This is a genomic window from Haloarcula onubensis (assembly GCF_031624605.1).
In the GTDB taxonomy this organism is placed as follows: Archaea; Halobacteriota; Halobacteria; order Halobacteriales; family Haloarculaceae; genus Haloarcula; species Haloarcula onubensis.
In genome coordinates, this window is the sequence record NZ_JAMQOS010000001.1 from 1 (window position 1) to 21138 (window position 21138).

25 protein-coding genes, 2 tRNA genes, 1 rRNA gene and 1 other RNA gene are annotated in these 21138 nt (G+C 65.2%); 21 read left to right on the top strand and 8 right to left on the bottom strand.

Annotation, left to right across the window (positions count from 1 at the left end; translation table 11 throughout):
• From rrf to NDI86_RS00025, 5 genes are all read left to right on the top strand, one after another.
• Positions 1 to 98 (top strand): 5S ribosomal RNA (rrf, locus tag NDI86_RS00005); the annotation flags it as partial.
• A gap of 92 nt (positions 99 to 190) precedes the next feature.
• Positions 191 to 448 (top strand): DUF5789 family protein, encoded by a 258-nt coding sequence (locus NDI86_RS00010; protein WP_310898337.1) that lies wholly within the window; start codon positions 191 to 193, stop codon positions 446 to 448.
• 210 nt (positions 449 to 658) lie between these two features.
• Positions 659 to 734, top strand: a tRNA-Cys gene (locus NDI86_RS00015).
• A 138-nt stretch (positions 735 to 872) separates the two neighbouring features.
• Positions 873 to 2276, top strand: a complete 1404-nt coding sequence (locus tag NDI86_RS00020) for a right-handed parallel beta-helix repeat-containing protein (protein ID WP_310898338.1) — start codon at positions 873 to 875, stop codon at positions 2274 to 2276.
• A gap of 153 nt (positions 2277 to 2429) precedes the next feature.
• Positions 2430 to 3290 (top strand): hypothetical protein, encoded by an 861-nt coding sequence (locus NDI86_RS00025; protein WP_310898339.1) that lies wholly within the window; start codon positions 2430 to 2432, stop codon positions 3288 to 3290.
• A gap of 60 nt (positions 3291 to 3350) precedes the next feature.
• Here the strand turns inward: NDI86_RS00025 and NDI86_RS00030 are convergent, their stop codons facing one another.
• The 4 genes from NDI86_RS00030 to NDI86_RS00045 all read right to left on the bottom strand — a co-directional run bounded on the left by NDI86_RS00030 (position 3351) and on the right by NDI86_RS00045 (position 4851).
• Positions 3351 to 3563 (bottom strand): DUF8123 family protein, encoded by a 213-nt coding sequence (locus tag NDI86_RS00030; RefSeq protein WP_310898340.1) that lies wholly within the window; start codon positions 3561 to 3563, stop codon positions 3351 to 3353.
• A gap of 278 nt (positions 3564 to 3841) precedes the next feature.
• A tRNA-Lys gene (locus NDI86_RS00035) sits at positions 3842 to 3915 on the bottom strand.
• Positions 3916 to 3948: 33 nt separating this feature from the next.
• Complete coding sequence (locus NDI86_RS00040; protein WP_310898341.1) at positions 3949 to 4614, bottom strand: DUF7119 family protein; 666 nt, start codon at positions 4612 to 4614, stop codon at positions 3949 to 3951.
• Between the two features lie 87 nt (positions 4615 to 4701).
• Positions 4702 to 4851, bottom strand: coding sequence for a hypothetical protein (locus NDI86_RS00045; RefSeq protein WP_310898342.1), 150 nt, complete (start codon positions 4849 to 4851; stop codon positions 4702 to 4704).
• Between the two features lie 266 nt (positions 4852 to 5117).
• Between NDI86_RS00045 and NDI86_RS00050 the strand changes: the two genes are divergently transcribed.
• Together NDI86_RS00050 and NDI86_RS00055 are read left to right on the top strand one after the other, a co-directional pair.
• A complete protein-coding gene (locus NDI86_RS00050; protein ID WP_310898343.1) occupies positions 5118 to 5456 on the top strand; it encodes a DUF8134 family protein in 339 nt (112 codons plus the stop codon).
• 96 nt (positions 5457 to 5552) lie between these two features.
• Positions 5553 to 7316 (top strand): nitrite/sulfite reductase, encoded by a 1764-nt coding sequence (locus NDI86_RS00055; protein ID WP_310898344.1) that lies wholly within the window; start codon positions 5553 to 5555, stop codon positions 7314 to 7316.
• A 32-nt stretch (positions 7317 to 7348) separates the two neighbouring features.
• On the opposite strand, the gene NDI86_RS00060 is transcribed toward NDI86_RS00055, so the two are convergent.
• Positions 7349 to 7798 (bottom strand): DUF7979 domain-containing protein, encoded by a 450-nt coding sequence (locus tag NDI86_RS00060; RefSeq protein ID WP_310898345.1) that lies wholly within the window; start codon positions 7796 to 7798, stop codon positions 7349 to 7351.
• A 92-nt stretch (positions 7799 to 7890) separates the two neighbouring features.
• On the opposite strand from NDI86_RS00060, the gene rnpB reads away from it, so the two are divergent.
• From rnpB to NDI86_RS00105, 9 genes are all read left to right on the top strand, one after another.
• Positions 7891 to 8250, top strand: an RNA gene (gene rnpB / locus NDI86_RS00065) — RNase P RNA component.
• A gap of 36 nt (positions 8251 to 8286) precedes the next feature.
• Complete coding sequence (locus NDI86_RS00070) at positions 8287 to 9276, top strand: matrixin family metalloprotease (RefSeq protein ID WP_310898346.1); 990 nt, start codon at positions 8287 to 8289, stop codon at positions 9274 to 9276.
• 40 nt (positions 9277 to 9316) lie between these two features.
• A complete protein-coding gene (locus NDI86_RS00075; RefSeq protein WP_310898347.1) occupies positions 9317 to 9919 on the top strand; it encodes a rubrerythrin family protein in 603 nt (200 codons plus the stop codon).
• A gap of 38 nt (positions 9920 to 9957) precedes the next feature.
• Complete coding sequence (locus NDI86_RS00080; protein WP_310898348.1) at positions 9958 to 10221, top strand: AbrB/MazE/SpoVT family DNA-binding domain-containing protein; 264 nt, start codon at positions 9958 to 9960, stop codon at positions 10219 to 10221.
• Positions 10221 to 10646, top strand: coding sequence for a type II toxin-antitoxin system VapC family toxin (locus NDI86_RS00085; protein WP_310898349.1), 426 nt, complete (start codon positions 10221 to 10223; stop codon positions 10644 to 10646). The genes NDI86_RS00080 and NDI86_RS00085 overlap by 1 nt, the downstream gene beginning before the upstream one ends.
• Before the next feature lie 54 nt (positions 10647 to 10700).
• Positions 10701 to 12761, top strand: coding sequence for an excinuclease ABC subunit UvrB (gene uvrB, locus NDI86_RS00090; RefSeq protein ID WP_310898350.1), 2061 nt, complete (start codon positions 10701 to 10703; stop codon positions 12759 to 12761).
• 69 nt (positions 12762 to 12830) lie between these two features.
• Entirely contained in the window at positions 12831 to 13316 is a 486-nt protein-coding gene (locus NDI86_RS00095; RefSeq protein ID WP_310898351.1) for a cation:proton antiporter regulatory subunit, read from the top strand.
• A complete protein-coding gene (locus NDI86_RS00100; protein WP_310898352.1) occupies positions 13309 to 14496 on the top strand; it encodes a cation:proton antiporter in 1188 nt (395 codons plus the stop codon). Before NDI86_RS00095 ends, NDI86_RS00100 begins: the two co-directional genes overlap by 8 nt.
• Before the next feature lie 100 nt (positions 14497 to 14596).
• Positions 14597 to 14776: an HVO_0416 family zinc finger protein gene (locus tag NDI86_RS00105; RefSeq protein WP_310898353.1), complete on the top strand. Its 180-nt coding sequence runs from the start codon at positions 14597 to 14599 to the stop codon at positions 14774 to 14776.
• 202 nt (positions 14777 to 14978) lie between these two features.
• On the opposite strand, the gene NDI86_RS00110 is transcribed toward NDI86_RS00105, so the two are convergent.
• Positions 14979 to 15476, bottom strand: coding sequence for a PadR family transcriptional regulator (locus tag NDI86_RS00110; RefSeq protein ID WP_310898354.1), 498 nt, complete (start codon positions 15474 to 15476; stop codon positions 14979 to 14981).
• A 131-nt stretch (positions 15477 to 15607) separates the two neighbouring features.
• Between NDI86_RS00110 and NDI86_RS00115 the strand changes: the two genes are divergently transcribed.
• The 4 genes from NDI86_RS00115 to NDI86_RS00125 all read left to right on the top strand — a co-directional run bounded on the left by NDI86_RS00115 (position 15608) and on the right by NDI86_RS00125 (position 18504).
• Entirely contained in the window at positions 15608 to 15958 is a 351-nt protein-coding gene (locus NDI86_RS00115) for a winged helix-turn-helix domain-containing protein (protein ID WP_220589469.1), read from the top strand.
• Positions 15959 to 15975: 17 nt separating this feature from the next.
• On the top strand, positions 15976 to 16275 hold the full coding sequence (locus NDI86_RS00120) for a DUF7521 family protein (RefSeq protein WP_310898355.1): 300 nt from the start codon (positions 15976 to 15978) through the stop codon (positions 16273 to 16275).
• An 88-nt stretch (positions 16276 to 16363) separates the two neighbouring features.
• Positions 16364 to 16522: a DUF7563 family protein gene (locus NDI86_RS22200; RefSeq protein ID WP_419181063.1), complete on the top strand. Its 159-nt coding sequence runs from the start codon at positions 16364 to 16366 to the stop codon at positions 16520 to 16522.
• A gap of 140 nt (positions 16523 to 16662) precedes the next feature.
• The gene (locus tag NDI86_RS00125; protein ID WP_310898356.1) at positions 16663 to 18504 is read left to right on the top strand and encodes an ATP-dependent helicase; all 1842 of its coding nucleotides are present in this window, start codon (positions 16663 to 16665) and stop codon (positions 18502 to 18504) included.
• Here NDI86_RS00125 and NDI86_RS00130 read toward each other — a convergent pair whose 3' ends face one another.
• Positions 18505 to 18750, bottom strand: coding sequence for a DUF7533 family protein (locus NDI86_RS00130; protein WP_310898357.1), 246 nt, complete (start codon positions 18748 to 18750; stop codon positions 18505 to 18507).
• A gap of 303 nt (positions 18751 to 19053) precedes the next feature.
• Here NDI86_RS00130 and NDI86_RS00135 point away from each other — a divergent pair, with 303 nt between their 5' ends.
• Positions 19054 to 19545 carry a metallophosphoesterase gene (locus NDI86_RS00135; protein WP_310898358.1) on the top strand — a complete coding sequence of 164 codons (492 nt, stop codon included), beginning with the start codon at positions 19054 to 19056 and terminating at the stop codon, positions 19543 to 19545.
• A gap of 119 nt (positions 19546 to 19664) precedes the next feature.
• On the opposite strand, the gene NDI86_RS00140 is transcribed toward NDI86_RS00135, so the two are convergent.
• The gene (locus NDI86_RS00140; protein WP_310898359.1) at positions 19665 to 21038 is read right to left on the bottom strand and encodes an outer membrane protein assembly factor BamB family protein; all 1374 of its coding nucleotides are present in this window, start codon (positions 21036 to 21038) and stop codon (positions 19665 to 19667) included.
• Positions 21039 to 21138 lie beyond the last annotated feature (100 nt).

A 21138-nucleotide genomic window follows, 5' to 3' on the forward strand; every position in this document is an offset into this window, starting at 1 on the left:
CCTCCCGTACCCATCCCGAACACGGAAGATAAGCTCACCAGCGTTTCGGTGAGTACTGGAGTGCGCGAGCCTCTGGGAAATCCGATTCGCCGCCACCATTCATACCTACTTTCAGCCTTCCGGAGAGTCATCTCTCCTCGGTGGGCTTTTTGCATATATTGATAGTGTCATCTCGCGTACTAGTGCGTGTATGACGCGTACAATCAAACTCAACGAACTCACGGAAGTACTCGATACGGCGACCTACCCGCTCCCGGTCGCGAGTGCCCGGTCGACGTTCGACGACGTCGAACTCGTCTACGCCGACGGTTCCGAGTCGCTGCCCGCTGTCCTGGGCCGTGTGGGTGACGACCAGTTCGAATCCGTCGACGACGCGCAGTCGTCGATTCTGAACGTCGTCCCGGTCGAGGGCGTGGGCGAACCCGGCCAATCAGAGGGCGAGGGCTAGCGGAATTCGCTACCCTTAAGCGACCGACTGGACTACCACTGGACGCGCCAAGGAGATAGCGTCCGGCCTAACGCAGCGGCCTGCAGTTCCGACAGACTCCCTTCGGTCGTCTGTCGACGTCGGTCGCAAGCGACCGACAGCCGCCCATCGCCGTTGCGTCGATGGCCGGACCACAACTCATAACTTGGCACATCGCAGAGTGACACTTGCGCCAAGGTGGCAGAGTTCGGCCTAACGCAGCGGCCTGCAGAGCCGCCCATCGCCGGTTCAAATCCGGCCCTTGGCTTCCTGTGACGAACGTGTTCGTGAGCGACGGCTATAGCCAGTTCCGCACGTATCGATACTGTACCGATGTCGTAACTATCCGGTCAGTGCCTCGCATTAGCCGCTCCTTTCTAATGTACCTCTGTCCGGTCTACCGGGTATGGAACGGTCACGCAGAGGGGTGCTCGCTTCAGTCGCCGGTGTGTTCGCGCTCGCGGGTTGTGGCAGTCCGGAGAGCGCCTGGCCCGTTGACGAACAGCCGACCATCGAGGCCGACCTGAAAGAGCGAGCGAAGCAGCAGTTGACTGAATCGAGCGGCCGAAACGTCTCCGCTACGGACCTCGTCGCCGAGTACGACGCAGACGTGTACGTGTTCGCCGAGGACGACCAGTTTCTCGCCGTCGACGAGACGGAGACGGAACTGGCCGCGACCGACGACCTCGGACGGACGATAAACGAGGCACAGGCGACTCTCGCAGACGGTCGTATCGTCGTGGCCGCCGACGGGCTGTTGCGCGTCGCGGTCGAACCGGCGAACCGGATATCCATCCGGGGCGTCGACCCGCGGGCCGGGTTCACGCCGGCCGAGACTGTCGACGGGTCCTCCGTGCTGTACCGACTGTCGGACGGGACGGCCGAGACGGACCTCACTTCGGTCACGCTCGACATGCAGTACCGTGGCGGGTCGGCTATCCGCGCCGACGGTGCCACGGGGCTTGCCTTCGACGACCTCCGCGTCCGGAACGTCGGCGTGCACGGCACGGTGTTTGCCGGCGGACGCGCCATCGACATCCGCAACACGCAGTTCGAGGGCGTCAGCAAGAACGCGGTTCAGGTTACCGACTGCTCGGACGTCCGGATAGCGAGCTGTGAGTCTACCGGCTCGGACCGGGCGGTGTACGTGACCGACTCCTCGAACGTCACCATCAGCGACTACACGACCCGGAACGCGGACTACAACGCCATCGGGCTGTACGACTACACCGAGAACTGGGAAATCACGGGGTGTACGGCCGTCGACAGCGGGAGCACGCCGTTCTCGGCGTCGACGGCTCGCAACGGGTCGTTCATCGACTGCGTTGCCGAGGGGACCAAGACGTCGGGGGAAGCCGGATTCGAGATAGAGTACAAAGCGGACAGCGACGAGGAGAACACGCAGGACCCAGTCGTGGGCTGTTCCGTCGAGTCGTGCACGGCTCGTGACTGCAGCGTTGGCTTCTACGCTCGGGAAGACGACTCGAAGTACGATACGGGGACTCCAATCGTCAGGCCGCGGTTCGTCGACTGTACGGCGGAGAGCTGTGACACCGGGCTGTTCATCGGTGACACCGTCGAGGAGGCTATCGTCGAAAACTTCGAGGCCGTCGACTGCAACACCGACGTGGTCGACAACGGGAAGCGGACGATAGTCGACGGCCGAAGCACGAACGAGGGCGACCCCTCGACCCAGGGCGAGTGGTTCGGGTTCGCGGAGGCGGCCGCGGAACTCGATGTCGTCGTCGAGGACACGCAGGAGGGCACCGGATACACCGCGACGGAGCGGGGCGTCTGGCAAGAGCGGTAACCGGCCGGAGAGCCGGGCAGTGGCGCCGAGCCGCGTCCCGGTCCACGGCGGCGACGGTACGAGACCGATACGTGCCGGTCACGGGCGCTCTCGGACGCGACGGGGACACTCGAAAAGTAATCATTAAACCGCGCCGCGACTGACCGTCTGGATATGCAACGACGAGCCGCGGCGGCGTACTTCCTGTTCTTCCTCGTCGTCAGTGTCGCAGCCTACGCGTACATTGGCGTCGCGGAGAGTCAGCGGCCCGAGGTGCAACTCGACGGTCAGGAGCTGACGAACGACAGCACCTTCACCACCGGTGGACAGACGTACACCGTCTCGAACATCCATATGTCCGGGGGCGGCGGTGGCCACGGCGGCGGTGGCGGGTCGATGGCCGCCGACCTCTCGTGGACGAACAACTCCTCGCAATACACCGCGACGATAGAGGCCGGGTCGACGACGACACTGGACAACACGACGTACAACGTCTCTATCGACAGCGCGACGAGCACGCTGACGCTGACCGCCCAGCAGAACGTCACGCAGTTGCTCCGGGCCGACCCCGCCGTCGAGAACTCGCTGGCGACGCAGAACGGCACCGACTACGTCGTCTACCGGCAGAACGACACGCTCCGCCCGCTCTCGGAGTGGTTGCCGGCGCCTGAGACGCGGACGTACACGACCGGCGACCAGTACACGTACCAGGCCGAGAGCGGTACGCAGACGACGACCATCACCAACGTGACCAACAGCAGCGCGACGGTCGAGTGGACCGCGCCGCGGGAGCGGCAGGTCGAACTCGGCGAGGGTGGCAACGTCACGCTCGCCGACGGGCAGTACTTCGCGCACTTCCCCGACCACAGTACGGTCCAGGTCGTCGGCGTCGACCAGTACCCGCAGTACCAGGAGACACTCGCCGCACAGGACTACTTCCACGAGCGCAAGAACGGCCTCTGGGGCGTCTCGATACTCAGCGGCATCGCGTCGGTGCTGATGCTCGGGATGGCGTACCTCCCGAACCGCGGCTGAAACCCTCTCTCGTTTTCGCCACGACCAGCCGATTCTACGGGCGCAACAGACCGGGGCGGTTCACTCGTCCGTCCAGCTGACGTACGCGAGCACCGCTCCCAGCACTGCCATCAGCACCGCGCCGAGAACCTGTACGACCGCGCCGCTCGCCGCCGCCTGTGTCGTCCACGGTGCGCCGACGATGGTGCCCGCCGCGGCGAGCACGAGGAAGACGCCGCCGGCGACGCCCAGTGGCTTGAGCGGGTCGTCGAGCCCGTCAGTGAGTGCGTTCATATGACACCACTGCACGGAGAGGGTTCTAAATCATCCGGTCTGTCCGCTCGAACGACGGGGCCGGGCGGCTACCGCTCGCTGTCGCTCGCGGACGTCTCACGGGCCGGGAGGGACTGAGCGAACGCTTCGCGTTCGCGAGGGTCGCAAGGCGCCGCTGGCGTATTTCAGGAGTTGAACCGGAGGGAGACATGCTCGCTCGCGTCCGCTCGCTGCGCGTGACTCCCAGGGTTCAACGCCCTCCATGGCGTTACCACTGCTCACTATCGTTCGCAGGGTAACGGGCCGGGAGGGAGTTGAACCCCCGACCATCTGGTTAAAAGCCAGACGCTCTGCCTAACTGAGCTACCGGCCCTACCAGTGGCTGGGGGAACTGAGGGCTAAGTACTTACGGTCCGTCGCCGAGTGTCGATTCCAGCGACTCGGTGACGACGCTGCTGGGGTCAGTCGCGTCGAGGGCGGCGCGGCGCCGGAGTTTGCAGTAGGCGTCGACGTCGATGTCGATAGTGAGTTCGCCGAGGCGGTACCCCTCCGTGGCGAGGGCCTCCTCGATGGTCGCGCCGTTGTTGACGCCGCTGGCGACCGAGCGTATCTGTCGCACCGTCAGGTCGTGGTCCAGCGCGGCCCACGCGAGCAGGAGGCGGGCCTCGCCGGCCAGGCGGGCGATGTGTTTCGCGGCGGTGGGGGCGATCTCCCCCTTGGCGACGTGGACGCGCACCGAGCGCGGGAGGTCGTGGACGCGGGACCACTTCCGGATGAAGGAGACGGTCGCGTCGCCGCCGGCCCGCTCCGCGGCGGCCTTGTAGGACCCTTCGCCGCGGACGAGCGCCGCACACGCCGCCGCCCCGCGCAGCATGTAGACGTTGTCGTCGGCCCCGGCGGTGTTCTGGGAGAAGCGGCCCACGGTCCGGGCGGCGAGTTCGAGGCTGTCGGGGTCGTCGGGGTCGAACTCGACGGCCTCCTCGGCGTGGTCGCCGGTGAAGGTCGGGTCGCCGCGGATGACCGGTTTCCCGACCGGCGACTCCCGGTCGGTCGACGGTGCGTCGTCTGGCATCAGTACGGCGTTAGCGGTCCCAGCACAAAAGCATCCCGTCCGGTCGTGTGGGCCGCCGGCACTGCCGGTCGCATCCGTACAGACCGGTTAGTCGTCAGAGACGCTCTCGCGCTCCTCGCTCATGTGCTCCCAGATCTCGGTGCAGCCACAGCCGTCCTCGACGTTGTCGAGGTGGTCGGTGGGTGATTCGTCGACTTCGGCGTCGGGTTCGTCGTGGGTCTGATTCGCGTTCGTCATCGTTTCTTGTGGAGCGACGACGGCGTCGTCGCGTGTCGCTACTCCCTCGTAACAGGCCTCTTACCTTAAGCCCGAACCCTCCTGTAATAGTGGCCCACACTGCGGCTTACCGGCAACGCGTGCGGCTACCTTGTACGGGCACTGACAAATCGAGTACCCTGGTGACTAGCCACACGCACCGCAAGAGGGCGCCCGGTTCTGTCTGGCACCGGCGAAAGTTGACAGCGCCGATGCCCTCAGGAGTCGCGGAAATCTAATGAGATGTAATGACGACCGACGTTCACCAGCTCGACGACGGCGCGTGGATATCCGTCAACGACTCCCGGGAAGTGAACGTCTCGGACCTGTGGTTGCTCGCGGAAACGGAGTTCTGTGGCTGTGAACTAACCGATTTCCTCGCGGAGGGGTTCGTGAAAGTCGGCGTCGACTATCCGAACATCGAGGCTCGTATCGCCGGGCAGTGTATCGCCTGTGGCGAGAGCGGCGTCACGGACTGGTTGCCCGTCGGCCGCGTCGTCGACCCGGACGCGGGCGAGTTCTACGGCGTCGTCCACGAGAGCGTCCACTTTCCGGGCAAACACGCTCCCGACGGCGACACTGAATAGGCGGCAATATTCTCCTGTTTCGGGTAGTGGGGGAGACGGTTGACGGCAAGACGTGTCGTATATGGGTGGCCCTCTAGAGACCAGACAGAACCAACCATGCCCACAAAGGTCGAAGGATGGAAAGACGAGGTCTACGGCAACGAGATACGCGAACACCTCATGGAGTTCGCCGAGGAGGGGTGGGAGTCCATCCCGGAGGACGAACACGACGCGTGGTTCGAGCGCTTCAAGTGGTGGGGGTTGTACCACCAACGGTCGGGCCAGGAGTCCTATTTCATGATGCGCATCGGGACGCCCAACGGGGTCATCGAACCCGGCCAACTGGAAGTCATCGGCGAGGTCGCGAAGGAGTACGCCCAGGGTCCCGCCGAAAACCCCGAGTTCGGCGACGCCTACTGCGACTGGACGACCCGCCAGTCCATCCAGTTGCACTGGATAAAGCTGGAGGACATCCCCGAAATATTCGAGAAGCTCGAAGCCGTCGGCCTCTCGACCCAGCAGGCCTGCGGTGACTCCTGGCGCAACATCGTCGGCTGCCCGGTCGCCGGGAAGGACAAACACGAACACGTCGACGCCTGGCCCGTCGCCAAGCAACTCCACGAGACGTTCAAGGGCAACGACGACTACGCCAACCTCCCCCGGAAGTGGAAGGTCGCCATCACCGGCTGTGACGAGGGCTGTGGCCAGGGCGACATCAACGATCTGGCCTTCGAGCCCGCCGAGAAACACGGCGAAGTCGGCTTCAACGTCCGCGTCGGCGGCGGCCTCTCCCGCAAGGAGGCCCGCCTGGCACGGGACATCGACGTCTGGGTCCCGGCCGAGCGGGCCGCCGACGTCGCCCACGGCATGTCCGCGCTCTTTCGCGAGTACGGCGACCGCGAGGACCGCTTCAACGCCCGCATCAAGTTCCTCGTCGACGAGTGGGGCCCCGAGAAGATGCGCCAGGTCCTCCAGGACGAGTTCGTCGACTTCGAACTCGAGACGGCCGGCGAGGACATGCGCGACGACTACACGTACAACACGGGGAGCCAGACCGGCCACAACGACCACGTCGGCGTCACCGAACAGCCCGACGGCAACTACTACGTCGGCCTGAACGTCCTCGTGGGCCGGATGGGCGCCGACGACACGCTGGAACTGGCCGAACTCGCCGACGAGTACGGCTCCGGCGAAGTGCGGCTCACCCAGCGCCAGAACGTCATCGTCACGGACGTCCCCGAGGACGAACTCGACGACCTGCTGGCCGAGCCGCTGCTGGAGGACTACTCGCCCGAACCCTCGCCGTTCATGCGGGGCTCCATCGCCTGTACCGGCACGGAGTTTTGCTCGCTCTCTATCGTCGAGACGAAGAACCGGCAGGTCCGGTACGCCCGCTGGCTCAAGGACAACGTCGAGCTACCGGCGGACCACGAGGACTTCCACATCCACCTCTCGGGCTGTACGGCCTCCTGCGCCCAGCCCCAGATTGCCGACGTCTCCCTGCGCGGCATGAAGACCCGCAAGGACGGCGAACCGGTCGAGGCGCTCGACATCGGGCTGGGCGGCGGTCTGGGCGAGGACCCCCGTTTCGCCGACTGGGTGGAGATGCGCGTCCCCGCCGACGAGGTGCCCGGCGCCATCCAGAACCTCGTCGAGAACTTCAAGCGGCTCCGTGCGGACGACGAGACGTTCCGTGACTTCGTCGAGAACCGCGACGAGGAGACGCTGGCGGAGCTGGTCGAGCCCGAGGAGACCGACTACGAGGACCCCTACATGCACAACACGAAGATGACGTGGTACCCCTACGCCGACGAGGACGACATGGGGGCCTCGCCCGCCCCGACCGACGGGAGCGGTCAGCCGCTGGAAGCCGACGACTGACGGCGCCGACGCTCTCTTTTCTCCCGTCGCTCTCACTCGATGGCTCGCCGAGCGCCGCTGCTCACTAGCGCGGCGCCGACGAGCGCGAGGGCGCCACACAGCGCCCGCAGCATGTCACACAGCGCGGCGAGACACTGCTCCCGTGAGGCCACGACGAGGTAGTGTGTTCCGCCGTCGGTGACGACCGTGTGTCCCTCGGTGTCGGTGCCGTACTCGAACTCGTCGGGCCAGCGGTGGGCGTCGACGGTGATGGCCTCGCCGTCTGTGGCTCGTGCCTCACGGAACACCGACTGGGCGTTCGGTGGCAACTCCCGATAGGCGTACACGTCGGCGTCTCGGCTCGTCGCGTTCTCGGCGGTGTCGGCGTCGGTCGGTGTGACGACGACTCGGTAGTCCTCGCCCGGGACCGCGCCGTAGGCCAGGGCGCCGCCAGCGAGGAGCAACCCGCCACAGAGGAGGAGTATCGACCAGCGGGGGAGCACGACACGCTCTCGACAGCCCCGCGTAAAGTGCTTTGTCCGGCCGCTTGGGTCGAGAAGCAACCTTAATCAGCGCAAGTAGTCTATCTCCGACTGGCAGCGGGAGGCCGGCCCCCGTGGCGAGAGCCATGAGGAAAGTCCCCCCACCAGTCGGACAGGTGACCGGGCACAAGCCCGGGGCGGGAGACCGTCGGCTATGGAACAGCAACGACACGTCGTCGCGGGACCGATGAGGTGCGCGAATCCCGAGCGCAAGCGAGGGAGAGTTAACCCACCGAGGGCCCGTCGTGGGCTGTCTTCGACACCCCACGCGCCCCGCGACGGACCGATGGAACGGCGAATCCTCACCGGTGCAAGACCGCGTCGACAGGTAGTCCGACGCCGCGCGCGAGCGCTGGACGCGGCCGCTCAGCCGAATGCCGGCCCGAACAGAAGGGGGCTTACTCCCCGCAGCCACAACCTACAATTACGCCGAGTCCCACCGATAGCCAATGGATAGCCGACGTGCCGGCGTGCTCGTCGCCCTCCTGGTCCTCGGCGGGCTTGCCGGCTGTGGGGCGCTTCTCGAGGAGACCGACTCGCTCTCGGGCCCCGACTCGCTGACGGGCGACGGCGAACACCCATTCGCCGGGGAGACGGTGACCGTCGCCGTCGAGGGGAGCGACCGCGAGCGGGCGCTGGCCGCCGACGGGCTGGCCTACTGGGCGGACAACGCCACCGAGTACGCCGGCTTCGACGTCGCCTTCCGGGTGCGTTCCCCCGGGGCGACGCCGGCGCGCGAGCCCGACGTCCGAGTTCGCTTCGTCGAGACGGTGACCGCCTGTGGCGACACCGAGTTCCCGGCCGGCTGTGCGCCGCGACTCAACGCCTCGACCGGTGTCGACCGACCGGCGACCGTCCAGATACGGCGCGGGCTGGCGAACGACTCGACGCGGCTGGTCGTCGCCCACGAGGGCGGCCACCTGCTGGGGCTCACTCACACCGACCGGCCCCGCGACGTGATGGCCCACGAGCGCGACCTGGCGACGCTGCCGCGGCAGGACGCCGCCGAACGGGCCAACCCGTGGAACGACTCGACGCTGACGGTGGCGCTGGCCGGCGACGGCCGGTCCCGCTATCGGTCCGAACTCGACTACGCGCTGGCGTACGTCCGCGAGGGGGCCGACGGCGCCGTCCCCGCGAACCTCTCCGTCCGCGTCGTCGACGACCCGGCTACCGCGGACGTCGTCGTCCGTCCCGTCGCGACGGACGGCTGCACCGCCGGCGAGGGGTCGTGTCTGTTCCTCGAGGGGACCGACCCGGACGGCGACGGCGCCATCGAGACCTACACCGGCGCGGAGATTCGGCTCGTCGGCGTCGACGCCGACGCCGCCGGCTGGCACGTCGCGTCGCAGTTCGTGGAGACGTTCCACACCGGCGACGACCCCGACCGGCTGGACGGGGCCAACGCCCGCGAGCGACGCGGCGACTGGCACGGGTAGGTCCGATGGTTACAAGCCCGCGCCGAGCCCAGTCGGGCGTATGACCGCAGCCGAACTCGTCGACGCCGTCCGAGACGACCAGCAGACCGAGCTCTCCCGGCTGGGCTCCTCGAAGACGCTGTACGCCGACACGCGCGGGGAGATGGAACCAGACGCCGTCCACGCCGCGGCCGCGGCCCGCGAGGCCGCCGCCCGCGAGACGTTCGAGACGTGGGCCGACGACGCCGACGGCGCCGCCGCCGACCTCTTCGCCGAGGCCGCGAGCGAGGCCAGCGAGCGACTGGGCGACACCGAGCCCGCCGACCGCGACTTTCAGATGCACGACGCGCTCGACGCCCTCGACGCGACGGTCGAGCGCCTGGGCGGACTGGTCGGCTGGACGCTCGTCCAGAAGAAGATAGCCGAGCAGCTCACCGGCTTCTTCACCGGCCAGGCCGACCCACAGACCGCGAGCACCTACCGCAGCGCCGGTAGCGAGGTCGAGGCGCTGCGCGAGCGAGCGGGGGACCTGCTGGCGGAGACCTGCGACGGCGACGACTGGGAGGTCGCCGAGAGTGCCGCTATCGACGTGGTCGCGGCGGCCTACGACGACTACGTCGAGACGCTCGAAGACCTCGGCGTCAATCCGAAAGACGTCTGCTGAGACGAGCGTTTATAAGATATCCCACCCAGGTGGGAAACATGGGTGCGAGTGACGAACGGCGCGTTGACGAGAAGGGGCGTGTCACTATCCCGCAGTCCATCCGCGAGTCGCTACAGATCGGGCCGGGTGAGACTGTCGAAATTGAACGGGCGGACGGACACATCGTCATCCGACCGCGTATCTCCCGCGCGTCGTTCGTCGAAACGATGGACGGGTGTATCAACGACGAGACGCGCGCGGAGGATGCGAGCCCGCGCGACCCCCTCGAGATGAAAACAGACTGGACGAGCGACCTGCCCTGATGCACTGTCTCGACGCGAACGTCTGGATATATTACTTCGACGACTCCCTGGACGAACACGCAGCCGTTCGGGAGCCCGTGGGCAAGCTGCTCCAGAACGAACCGATATTCACCACGACCGTCCTCCAGATGGAGGTCGGACACTATCTGACGACCCAGCTCGCCGACAGCAGCGAGACCGTCGACCGATTCCTTCGACTGTCGAACGTCACGACCGCCGAGTTGAGCGAACGCGACGTAGCCACCGGAGCGAACCTGCTGGAGACGCACGACCAGACGGGACTCGGCGGCCGTGACGCAACCGTCCTCGCCGCGATGAAACGACACGACGTGTCTCGGCTCTGGACCCACGACAAGGGGCTGAAACGACTCGACGACCGTCTGGACTGGCTGACGGTTACGGACCCCGTCGAGAGCGGTGCGTAACGTCCCACCACCGCGAGCGAGCGCCTCAAGTCCCTTCGGCCCTAGCTATCGCCAATGAGCGACGCAGGCGGCCCCCTCTCAATCGACCGTCCGGACGCCGACACCGACTTTCGCGTCGACGCCCCCTTCGACCCCGCCGGCGACCAGCCCGAGGCAATCGAGCAGTTGGCCGACGGTTACCGGCAGGGGATGGACACACAGACCCTGCTGGGCGTGACGGGGTCGGGCAAGACCAACACCGTCTCCTGGGTCGTCGAGGAGATTCAGAAACCGACGCTGGTCATCGCCCACAACAAGACGCTCGCGGCCCAACTGTACGAGGAGTTCCGGAACCTGTTCCCGGACAACGCCGTCGAGTACTTCGTCTCCTACTACGACTACTACCAGCCCGAGGCCTACGTCGAGCAGACGGACACGTTCATCGACAAGGACGCCTCCATCAACGACGAGATAGACCGGTTGCGCCACTCCGCGACCCGCTCGCTGCTCACGCGAGACGACGTCATCGTCGTGGCGAGCGTCTCCGCTATCTACGGCCTCGGCGACCCGCGCAACTACGTCGACATGTCGCTGTCTGTCGAGGTCGGCCAGGAGATAGACCGCGACGACCTGCTGAAGCAACTGGTGGACCTGAACTACGAGCGCAACGACGTGGACTTCACGCAGGGGACCTTCCGGGTCCGCGGGGACACGCTGGAAGTCTACCCCATGTACGGCCGCTACGCCATCCGCGTGGAGTTCTGGGGCGACGAGATAGACCGGATGCTGAAGGTCGACCCGCTGGAGGGAGAGGTAAAGAGCGAGGAGCCCGCGGCCCTGATTCACCCGGCGGAACACTACTCGATTCCCGAGCAACGGCTCCAGCGGGCCATCGACGAGATAGAGGAACTGCTGGAACAGCGCATCCGGTACTTCGAGCGCAAGGGCGACGCCGTCGCCGCCCAGCGCATCGAGGAGCGGACCCGCTTCGACGTCGAGATGATGCAGGAGACGGGCTACTGCTCGGGCATCGAGAACTACTCCGTGCATCTGTCGGACCGCGAGAGCGGCGAGGCGCCCTACACGCTCCTGGATTACTTCCCCGAGGACTTCCTCACGGTCGTCGACGAGTCCCACCAGACGCTGCCACAGATTCGCGGCCAGTTCGCGGGCGACAAGAGCCGGAAGGAGAGCCTCGTCGAGAACGGCTTCCGCCTGCCGACGGCGTTCGACAACCGCCCGCTCACCTTCGAGGAGTTCGAGGCAAAGACCGACCGGACGCTGTACGTCTCGGCGACGCCGGGCGACTACGAGCGCGAGGAGAGCGAGCGTATCGTCGAGCAGATCGTCCGCCCGACGCATCTGGTCGACCCCGCCGTCGAGGTGGCCGACGCCACCGGCCAGGTCGAGGACCTCATGGCCCGCATCGACGAGCGCACCGACAGGGACGAGCGGGTCCTCGTCACGACGCTCACGAAGCGGATGGCCGAGGACCTCACGGAGTATCTGGAGGAGGCGGGCGTCGACGTGGCCTACATGCACGACGAGACCGACACGCTGGAACGGCACGAACTCATCCGCTCGCTGCGGCTGGGCGAGATAGACGTGCTCGTCGGTATCAACCTTCTGCGCGAGGGCCTGGACATCCCGGAGGTGTCGCTCGTGGCGATACTGGACGCCGACCAGGAGGGATTCCTGCGCTCGGAGACCACGCTGGTCCAGACGATGGGACGGGCGGCCCGCAACGTCAACGGCGAGGTGGTGCTGTACGCCGACGAGCGCAGTTCGGCGATGGACGCCGCCATCGAGGAGACCCAGCGGCGCCGGCACATTCAACAGCAGTTCAACGAAGAGCACGGCTACGAGCCCACCACCATCGAGAAGGCCGTCGGCGAGACGAACCTCCCGGGGAGCAAGACCGACACCGGCGGTATCAGCGGCGACGGGCCGGGTGACGAGAACGAGGCCACCGCTCAGATTCAGCAGCTAGAGGACCGCATGGAGGAGGCCGCCAGCAACCTGGAGTTCGAACTGGCCGCGGACATCCGCGACCGCATCCGCGACCTGCGCGAGGAGTTCGACCTCGACGGCGGCGAGGAGGGCGGCGGGGTTCCCGCGCCCGGGCCAGACTTCTGAGCGCCTGGCGGTCGCCGTCTCGTCCGCTCGGCCACCCGGATTTATTCTGACCGCTGACGATGTGCCGGTATGACCGTCTACGAGACCGACGTGCCCGGCGTCGGGAAGAAGTTCGAGGTCGAAATCGGCGGCGACGAACGGCTGGTCGTCCTGTTGCACCACGACGGGAAACGCGAACTGTTCCACAAGCCCGACCCGGACACCGACGCCGAGCGCCTCTTCACGCTCGACGGCCGGCTGGCCCGCGAGGTCGGCGCCATCCTCCAGGGGGCGTACTTCCAGCCCGTCGAGACGGACAACGTCGAGGTGCCCCTGGGCGAGGCCATCATCGAGTGGCTCGACGTCAGCGAGGGGTCGCCGCTGGTCGACCGGACGCTCGCGCAGGCGGGCGTCAGACAGCAGACGGGCGCCTCCATCATCGCCATCCAGCGCGGGTCCGACACCCTCCCCAACCCGGACCCCGAGGAGACCATCGCCGCCGGCGACATCCTCGTGACGCTTGGCACCCGCGACGAGCAGTCGGCCGTGGAGTCGCTGGTCGACGACGATGGCTGAGCTGCTGCTGGAGCTGGGTATCGCCGTCGCCGCCATCGCGCTCGCGGGTGCTGTCGCGGGCCGTCTCGGCCTGTCGGTCATCCCCGCGTACATCGTCGCGGGCGTGCTCGTGGGGCCGGCCCGACCGCTGGCCTCCCTCGGGATACCGCTGCCGGTCGTCGCCTACGGCGAGGTGGTCCAGCTGCTGGCCGAGCTGGGTATCGTCTTCCTCCTTTTCTTTCTCGGCCTGGAGTTCAGCGTCGACCAGCTGCTGCGGGACCGCCGGAAGATAACGAGCGTCGGCCTCATCGACTTCGCCGTCAACTTCGGTATCGGCGCGGCCATCGGCCTCGCCTTCGGGTGGACGCTCCTGGAGACGCTGTTTCTGGCCGGCCTCGTCTACATCTCTTCGTCGGCCATCGTCACGAAGTCACTCATCGAGACCGGCTGGATTGCCAACGACGAGTCGGGCCCCATCCTCGGGACCCTCGTCTTCGAGGACATCCTCATCGCGGTCTATCTCGCGTTGCTCGCGGCGGTCGCCAACGGCGGGAGCCTCCGGGAGGCCGGCGTCTCCGTCGGCGTCGCCTTCCTCTTTCTGGGCGGGCTCACCGCCGTCGCGTGGTACGGCGCGGCGTGGTTCGAGCGCCTCTTCGCGACGAGTTCCGACGAGCTGTTCGTCCTGCGCGTCGTCGGGCTGACGACGCTCGTCGCGGGCGCGGCGCTGGCCCTGGGGGTCAGCGAGGCCGTCGCCGCCTTCTTCTTGGGCACCGGGCTCAGCCAGACGAGCCACGTCGAGCGCATCGAACACCTCGTCTCGCCCGCGCGGGACCTCTTTGCCGCCGTCTTCTTCTTCGCCATCGGGCTCTCGACGGACGTGACGCTGCTGGCGGGGGTCGCCGGGCTGCTCGCCGTCGCGGTGGTGGCGACGACGCTCGGCAAACTCGTCAGCGGGACCCTCTCGGGGCGGGTGTACGGGCTGGACCAGCGCCGCTCGCTCCGGGTGGGGCTGGGGCTGGTCCCCCGCGGGGAGTTCTCGCTGGTCATCGTCGCGCTGGCGGCCGGCGTGGGTACCGGCCGCCTGGGGTCGGTCCTGCCAGCCTTCGCCGTCGGCTACGTGCTGGTGATGAGCGTCGTCGGTAGCCTGCTCGTGGGTCGGGCCGACGCGATTACCGACGCCGTCGCGGCCGCTCGCGGGTAGCTCGGGCCGACGGCGCACCGGTCAAATCAGGGCCGTGAGATGTGGCAACGTTTCTCTACACCGATAGCTCTATATGCTGGTGTGCTATACCATAGCATGTATGGCGAGCGCACCGAGATCCGACGAGATGTTCGACGAGTTCCTTTCGCAGCGCGGTCACGAGGTCGACGACGTTGGATGGGAGGAGAACTACAACAAGAAGCAGTGTCCCGACTGTGGCGGGCTTCACGGGTCGTCCGCCAGCGAGTGCTCGGTGTGTGGCTGGACACCGGTAAACTGAATCGGCGTCTCACCGCTCGGCGGTCGATTTTCCAGTACACGACTCGACAGCCCCGCGGCCGTCACTCGTCTCGTCCGTGACCGGTCGCGCTGTGTCGCGGCGGGCCGCGCCGTCGCTGTGCAGTGGTGTCGTGGAGCCAAACCCGGGCCGGCTGGGGTCAGGAGCCGGCCGGGGGTGCTCGCAGAGAGATAGATGTGGGATGTCAGACAGCGTCGAGCGACGCGTGCAGGAACATCCCGATGACGAAATGCCTGTATGCCGCTTCCTCGATCTGTGACGCCGCCGTTTCGGCGTCGTCGATCGAGTACTGCTTGGTCTGCACGAGTTCGTGAACGGTGAGCGTGTTGTCCGCTTCGAGGTCGTGCAGCCGCGGATACACCGTGCCCGGACTCAACTGCGCGTCGAACAGACGCGACAGTGCCTCCATGAGCCCTGTCCCGTGTGTTTCGTCGTCCGACAACGCGATCATCGCGAGCAGGATTTCGTCCAGACTCTGGGTCACAAGCCCGTCGTCGACGGCGATGTCGCCGTCGGCGATGTCGTCGACGACCGAAGCCAACAGCGACTCCGGGATGGCGTCACGAGCGGCGTTTCCATGGGTGGTTGGGTCGCTCGCCCCGACGAGGGGGGTCAGTCGCTCGTCGGGTCGATCACCCATCGTCTTGCCCGTCGTCACGCGACGGAGGTTGTCTCCGGACATCGTTTATCTGGACGGAATCCGCAACTGGATGTACTGCCGGTGTCATCATATAAACCCACCAGCGTTTTCCGAGCGTGAAACAACCTCCCTCCTCGTAAACGCTTATATGAGATGGGGAGTAGGAATGGATAGTGGCAGAGGACAAGAGCATCGAGGAAATCCTCGATACAATCGGTGACCAACACGCCAGGCGCGTGCTGGCCGCCATCAGTCGGGAGGCCCAATCTGCGAAAGACCTCGCAGAGCAGTGTGACCTCTCCCTGCCGACCGTCTATCGGCGTATCGAACTCCTGGACGAATACGACCTGGTGAAAGACCACACGCTCGTCGCAGAGGACGGTAACCACTACAAGGTGTACGAGTCCAACTTCGAGTCGACGGTCATCTCGCTGGAAGACGAGGAGTACAAGGTCCGAATCTATCGCGAGGAGAACCTGCCGGACCGGTTCAGCCAGCTGTGGGACGAGTTAAACCCCGAGTAACCATGGAGCACTAACCGATGCAGAGCGGGGTCGCCATCGCGCGCGGTGCGCTCGTGTTGATGCGGATGGTCGTGTTCGGGCTCACACTCGGAATCACGCTCATCAGCTTCCAGGCGTACCGGAAACGACCGTCCGAACGGCTCCAGTACGCCTTCATCGGCTTCGCCTTTATCAGCATGGGCGTCGCCATCACCAGCGTCATCACCCAGCTCTCTACCGGGCAGACCATCCCCATCGTCGGGGTGTTCTTCCAGATGGCCGAGACCATCCCGTTTATCATCGGCTTCGCTATGCTGTACGTCTCGCTGTACCGGTAGGTGTTCTGACATCCCATAGTTATATGTTCGTTGACAGCAACCTCTCAGTAGATGCTGTCCGCGAGCGAGGCAGTATCGGAGAGAGGGAATGCCAGAGTGCCAGAACTGTGGGTCCTTCGTAACGAAGGACTACGTCCGTGTGTTCACGCCGTCCGACACCGATGATCCTCGGGTCTGTCCCGCTTGCGAGGACATGATTCGAGACGGGGCGGAGATTCGAGAAGCACGTTCACCACGGCAACCGTAGCATCGTCACCCGACTACACTGTCCTGGGACAATCGCACCAGTGCGTGCGGTTGGCCCGCAAACGAACCGGTGTTGACAGTGTTTCCGCCGTTTTTTCCAAAGCACGTTGTTTATTGGTCCCGGCCCCTAGTATGTGTGCAATGACTGATTCGACCACCGAGGTTGTCCGCCTGTTCGGTGGGCCGGGAAGCGGGAAGACCACCGCCTTGCTGGACCGAGTCGAGGAGTTGCTCGAAGACGAGACCGTCGACTTCCGCGACGTCCTCGTGGTCTCGTACACGCGTGCGGCGGCCGCCGAGATACGCGAACGGCTGGCCGAACGGCTCGACGTGAGCCCCCGCGCGCTGCAGGGCAACGTCTGTACGATGCACGCGAAAGCGTACGAACTGCTCAACCTCTCGCGGGGCGACGTGGTCGGCGAGAGCGACAAGGAGGAGTTTTGCGACCAGTTCGGCATCGAGTTCGAGGACGAGTACGAGGGGTCGCGCCGGCGCTCGGCCCGGTCGACGACGCTTGGCAACAAGATTATCGCCACCAGCCAGTGGCTCCAGCGCACCCGACGGGACGTGGCCGACTGGTACGACGTCCCCTTCAAGTGGGACGACGAGGAGGTCCGGCTTCCCCCGGAAATCGACGACAACGCACAGACCGGGAACAAGTACACCCCGACGTGGCCGACCGACGACGACCGCGTCGACGTGCCAAACGCCATCCGCGGCTGGCGGACGTACAAGGGCGACAACGACCTCACCGGCTTCGCCGACATGCTCGAACGCGTCGCCCAGCGCTCCCTGCTCCCGAACGTCGACTACCTCATCATCGACGAGTTCCAGGACATCACGACGCTGCAGTACGACGTCTACCAGGAGTGGAAACCCCACATGAAGCGGGTGCTCATCGCCGGCGACGACGACCAGGTCGTCTACGCCTGGCAGGGCGCCGACCCCGACCTCTTACTCGAGGAGGACGTGACCACCGACGAGATTCTCCCCAACTCCTACCGGCTCCCCTCCCGTATCTTGAACGTCGTCAACCGCGAGGTGCGCCACATCGAGAAGCGCCAGGAGAAAGACCTCAACCCCCGCAAGGAGGGCGGCCGCGTCGAGGCGGTCCAGAACCCCTCGATGTTCGACCTCGCCCGCAACGTCATCGGCACCGTCGACCAGACCGACGAGACCGTGATGATACTGTTCCGGGCGCGCTACCAGATGTTCCAGTTCATCGACGAGTTCATCGACGAGGGGATACCGTTCTCCTGTCTGACCGACCAGCGGATGTGGACCGACCGCCTGAGCCAGTACGTCGCCGCCGTCGAGGCCGTCGAGAACGACGAGCCCCTCTCCGTGCTGGAGGCGCGCCGCCTGGCGGATATGCTCGCCGACTCGGCCTTCGGTACCGGTGAACGGGACGACTTCTTCGACGCGCTGGAGGACGTCGAAGAGGCCCACGAGGCCGACGATATCGCCGAAATCGAAATCGAGCCCGACCTGGTCACCGAACACGTCCCCTTCGTCCCCGACCCCGTCTCCGCCAGCGACATGCTCCGGAAGGTCACCAACTTCCAGGAGCGCTCCGTGGGCGCCTACTTCACGGGCGACTACCAGGGGATGGAGCCCGACCGCGTCCGCCTGGGCACCATCCACTCCGCGAAGGGTCGCGAGGCCGACCACGTCTTCGTGGCGACGGACCTCACCGAGAAGGTCGTCGAACAGATGGCCGCCACGGTCGACCAGCAGGACATCGACGTCCCCGAGGTCGAGGAGTTCACCAAACACACCAGCCCCGTCCCCACGCTGACCGACAACGAGCGCCGGGTCTTCTACGTCGGGATGTCACGCGCCCGCGAACGCCTCGTCCTCATGGAGAACCTCGTCGACGGAGCGCCGACGCTGCCCATCGACGTGCTGCTGGAGAACGCCCCCTCCGAGCGCTCCATCGACGAACTGCTCGACGAGGCCGGCGAGGCCGTCATCGCCGACTGACTACTCTTCGTCGGACTCCTCTGTCTTGACGACCGCCCCGACCGTCTTCTCAGCGACCGCGCCCGGGATGTCCGTCGGCGTCGTCAGGTACTGCTCGACGGCGACCAGCCCGACCGCGATGCCGACGTAGGCCACGCCCGCGACCAGTTCCCCGCGAACGAGGTGTTCCGCGCCGAACAGCGCTATCGGGATAGCCAGGACGAGCGTGGCCGCCAGGCCGATTGTCTCCAGGATTCCCCGTGCCATGGCTAGCGGGTGGTCGCTGCGGGGCATAAGGGACGCGGGTCATGCCTGTCCGCTGATACTGGCTCGCTCGGTACAACTACAGACGGCCAGAAAGCCCCGCTAGCAACGGCCGCTTACGGACTGCGAACAGCCAGAAAGCCCCGCTAGCAACGGTCGCTTACGGACTGTGCACGACGGAGGCGGCTCCATCGTTGCGGACTGCTAGCGGGGCTTTCTGGCTGTACTGAATTCCGACTCTCCCATCACCACCAACTGATGTTAGCGGGCCATACGCTCTTGGTCCCGGACACAGAACAACGACCCATGCTCATCGGCATCGTCTCGGACACGCACGACAACGGCGAACAGGTCGACGCGGCCGTGGAGGCGTTCGAAGAGCGGGGCGTCGAGACGGTCGTCCACTGTGGGGATTTCGTCGCTCCCTTCTCGGTGACCCCCTTCGACGGCGACTGGGATTTGTACGCCGTTCGCGGGAACAACGACGGCGAGTGGGCCGTCCAGTCGACCGTCGAGGACTTTGGCACCTACCTGGGCGAGATGGGCGAACTCACCCTCGACGGCAGGGAGGTCGCCGTCTACCACGGCACCAGCGGGGCCATCGTCGACGCCTTAGTCGAGTGTGGCACCTACGACTACGTCTTCCACGGCCACACCCACGAGGCCGGCACCGAGGAGTACGAGGGGACGGTGCGGGTGAATCCGGGCGGCATCGCGATTCCGCCGGCGCCGAGCGCGTTCTCGGTGGCGACGCTGGACACCGAGAGCGGGGAGCTAGAATTTCACGAACTGGGATAATTTGGCGTCCCGGCGGTGTTCGTACTCACCGTAGGGTTGTGTCGAGTTCCGACGACGGCCCACGTGCGGGTCAACGCGTTCCGTGCTACGTTCGACGGGCCCACGCACCGTACTAAGCCTCACCGACTCTTGTGCCTCATTCGCAGCCAGTTCCCAACGAACAGTGACCCGACAGCAGTGAACAGTGCCGTCCCCGCTCCGTACCCCGGCCCCGAGGCGTCTGTTGGTCTTGTAGACGGCTCCGTGGTAACTGCTGTAGACGGCACCGAATCAGCAGGAGTTGATGTGGTCGCGGAACTCCCCGTGCCGGTACTCAACTTTGTGAACTGTCCATCATCGTAGTAAAATGCCGACCCGTCAAGCACGATAAGCGGACTCTCGTCGAACGCTGTTCCGGTGCGCCCTTCTTTCTCAAGGCTCCATACCTCTTCCCCACTTTGTTTATCGTAGGCGAACAGAGCGAACTCGTCGTTGTAATAAATATTATCAGCTCCGACAGTTAATGGCGCTCCTCCCCGTCCTTCGACAAGAACGGTAGCGTCGCCGGTGTCGAAGTCGAGATTTAGTATCCCCTCCTGACTGTCCGAAATATAAATCTCCTCGCCGTCCGTTACGGGGTTGGTTTTGCCCCTGCCGGAGCTATACACCCATCGTCTCTCGCCCGTGGATTGTTCGATGCAATACAGTGTATCACCGTCCTGCATGAGAACAACGTCGTTTACTATGACCGGCGTGTGCAAGCGATTGTAGTTTCCGTTGGGAAGTTCTTCAGTCTCCCACACCGTCTCACCCGTCTCTGCGTTCAGCGCCAACAGCGTTTGATAATTGGCGGCCGGCGCGTAAACGAACCCGTCGTGGTATGCGGGGGCAATACCGTTGACGCCGCCACTTGCCCTCCGGTCTTCACGAACTGACCACAACAGGTCTCCACTGTCAGTGTCAAATGCACGGACGGCCTCAGTCCCCTGCTGAAATACGCTATCTCCTCCGACACTGACGCCCCCGGTGTAGCTGCCTACTTCAGCGTCCCAGAGTATTGACCCGTCTGCAAGTGAGAAGGCGCCGACAGTATCGTTCTCGCCGAACGCAGCGAATAGCTTGTCGCCAGCGGCCGCCATCGGATTTCGCACGTTGACATCTTTGGACCAAACCGTCTCTCCATCTGCTCTATCAACGGCGGTCAGTCTTCCCCCAGAATACGGTGCCAAGACGGCTACACCCTCGTGGACAATCATAAATGACGCTGCGCCGACACTGTCGCCCACTGTCCGTTGCCAACGCACGTCTGGTGTCTCGGTCAGACCCGCTTGAGGAGATAATTCTCCTGTGTTCGCCGAATCATTGTATATCGCCGACCAGTTAAGTGGTTCGTCACCACTACTCGATTTGTTCTGAACACCATCTACTCCATTATCTATCACAGGATTCACAGCAAGTAACCCAAGAGATAAATTTACATACTGGCGTCTGTTCATAGTCGGTTTTTCAGACATATACTGGAAACTAATCTACGATGATAAAAAAATTCGGTCCGTGAATATCAAAAGTAATTGATAATTCGCGAGCAGGGTTCACCGAACGGTTTGTTTGGTT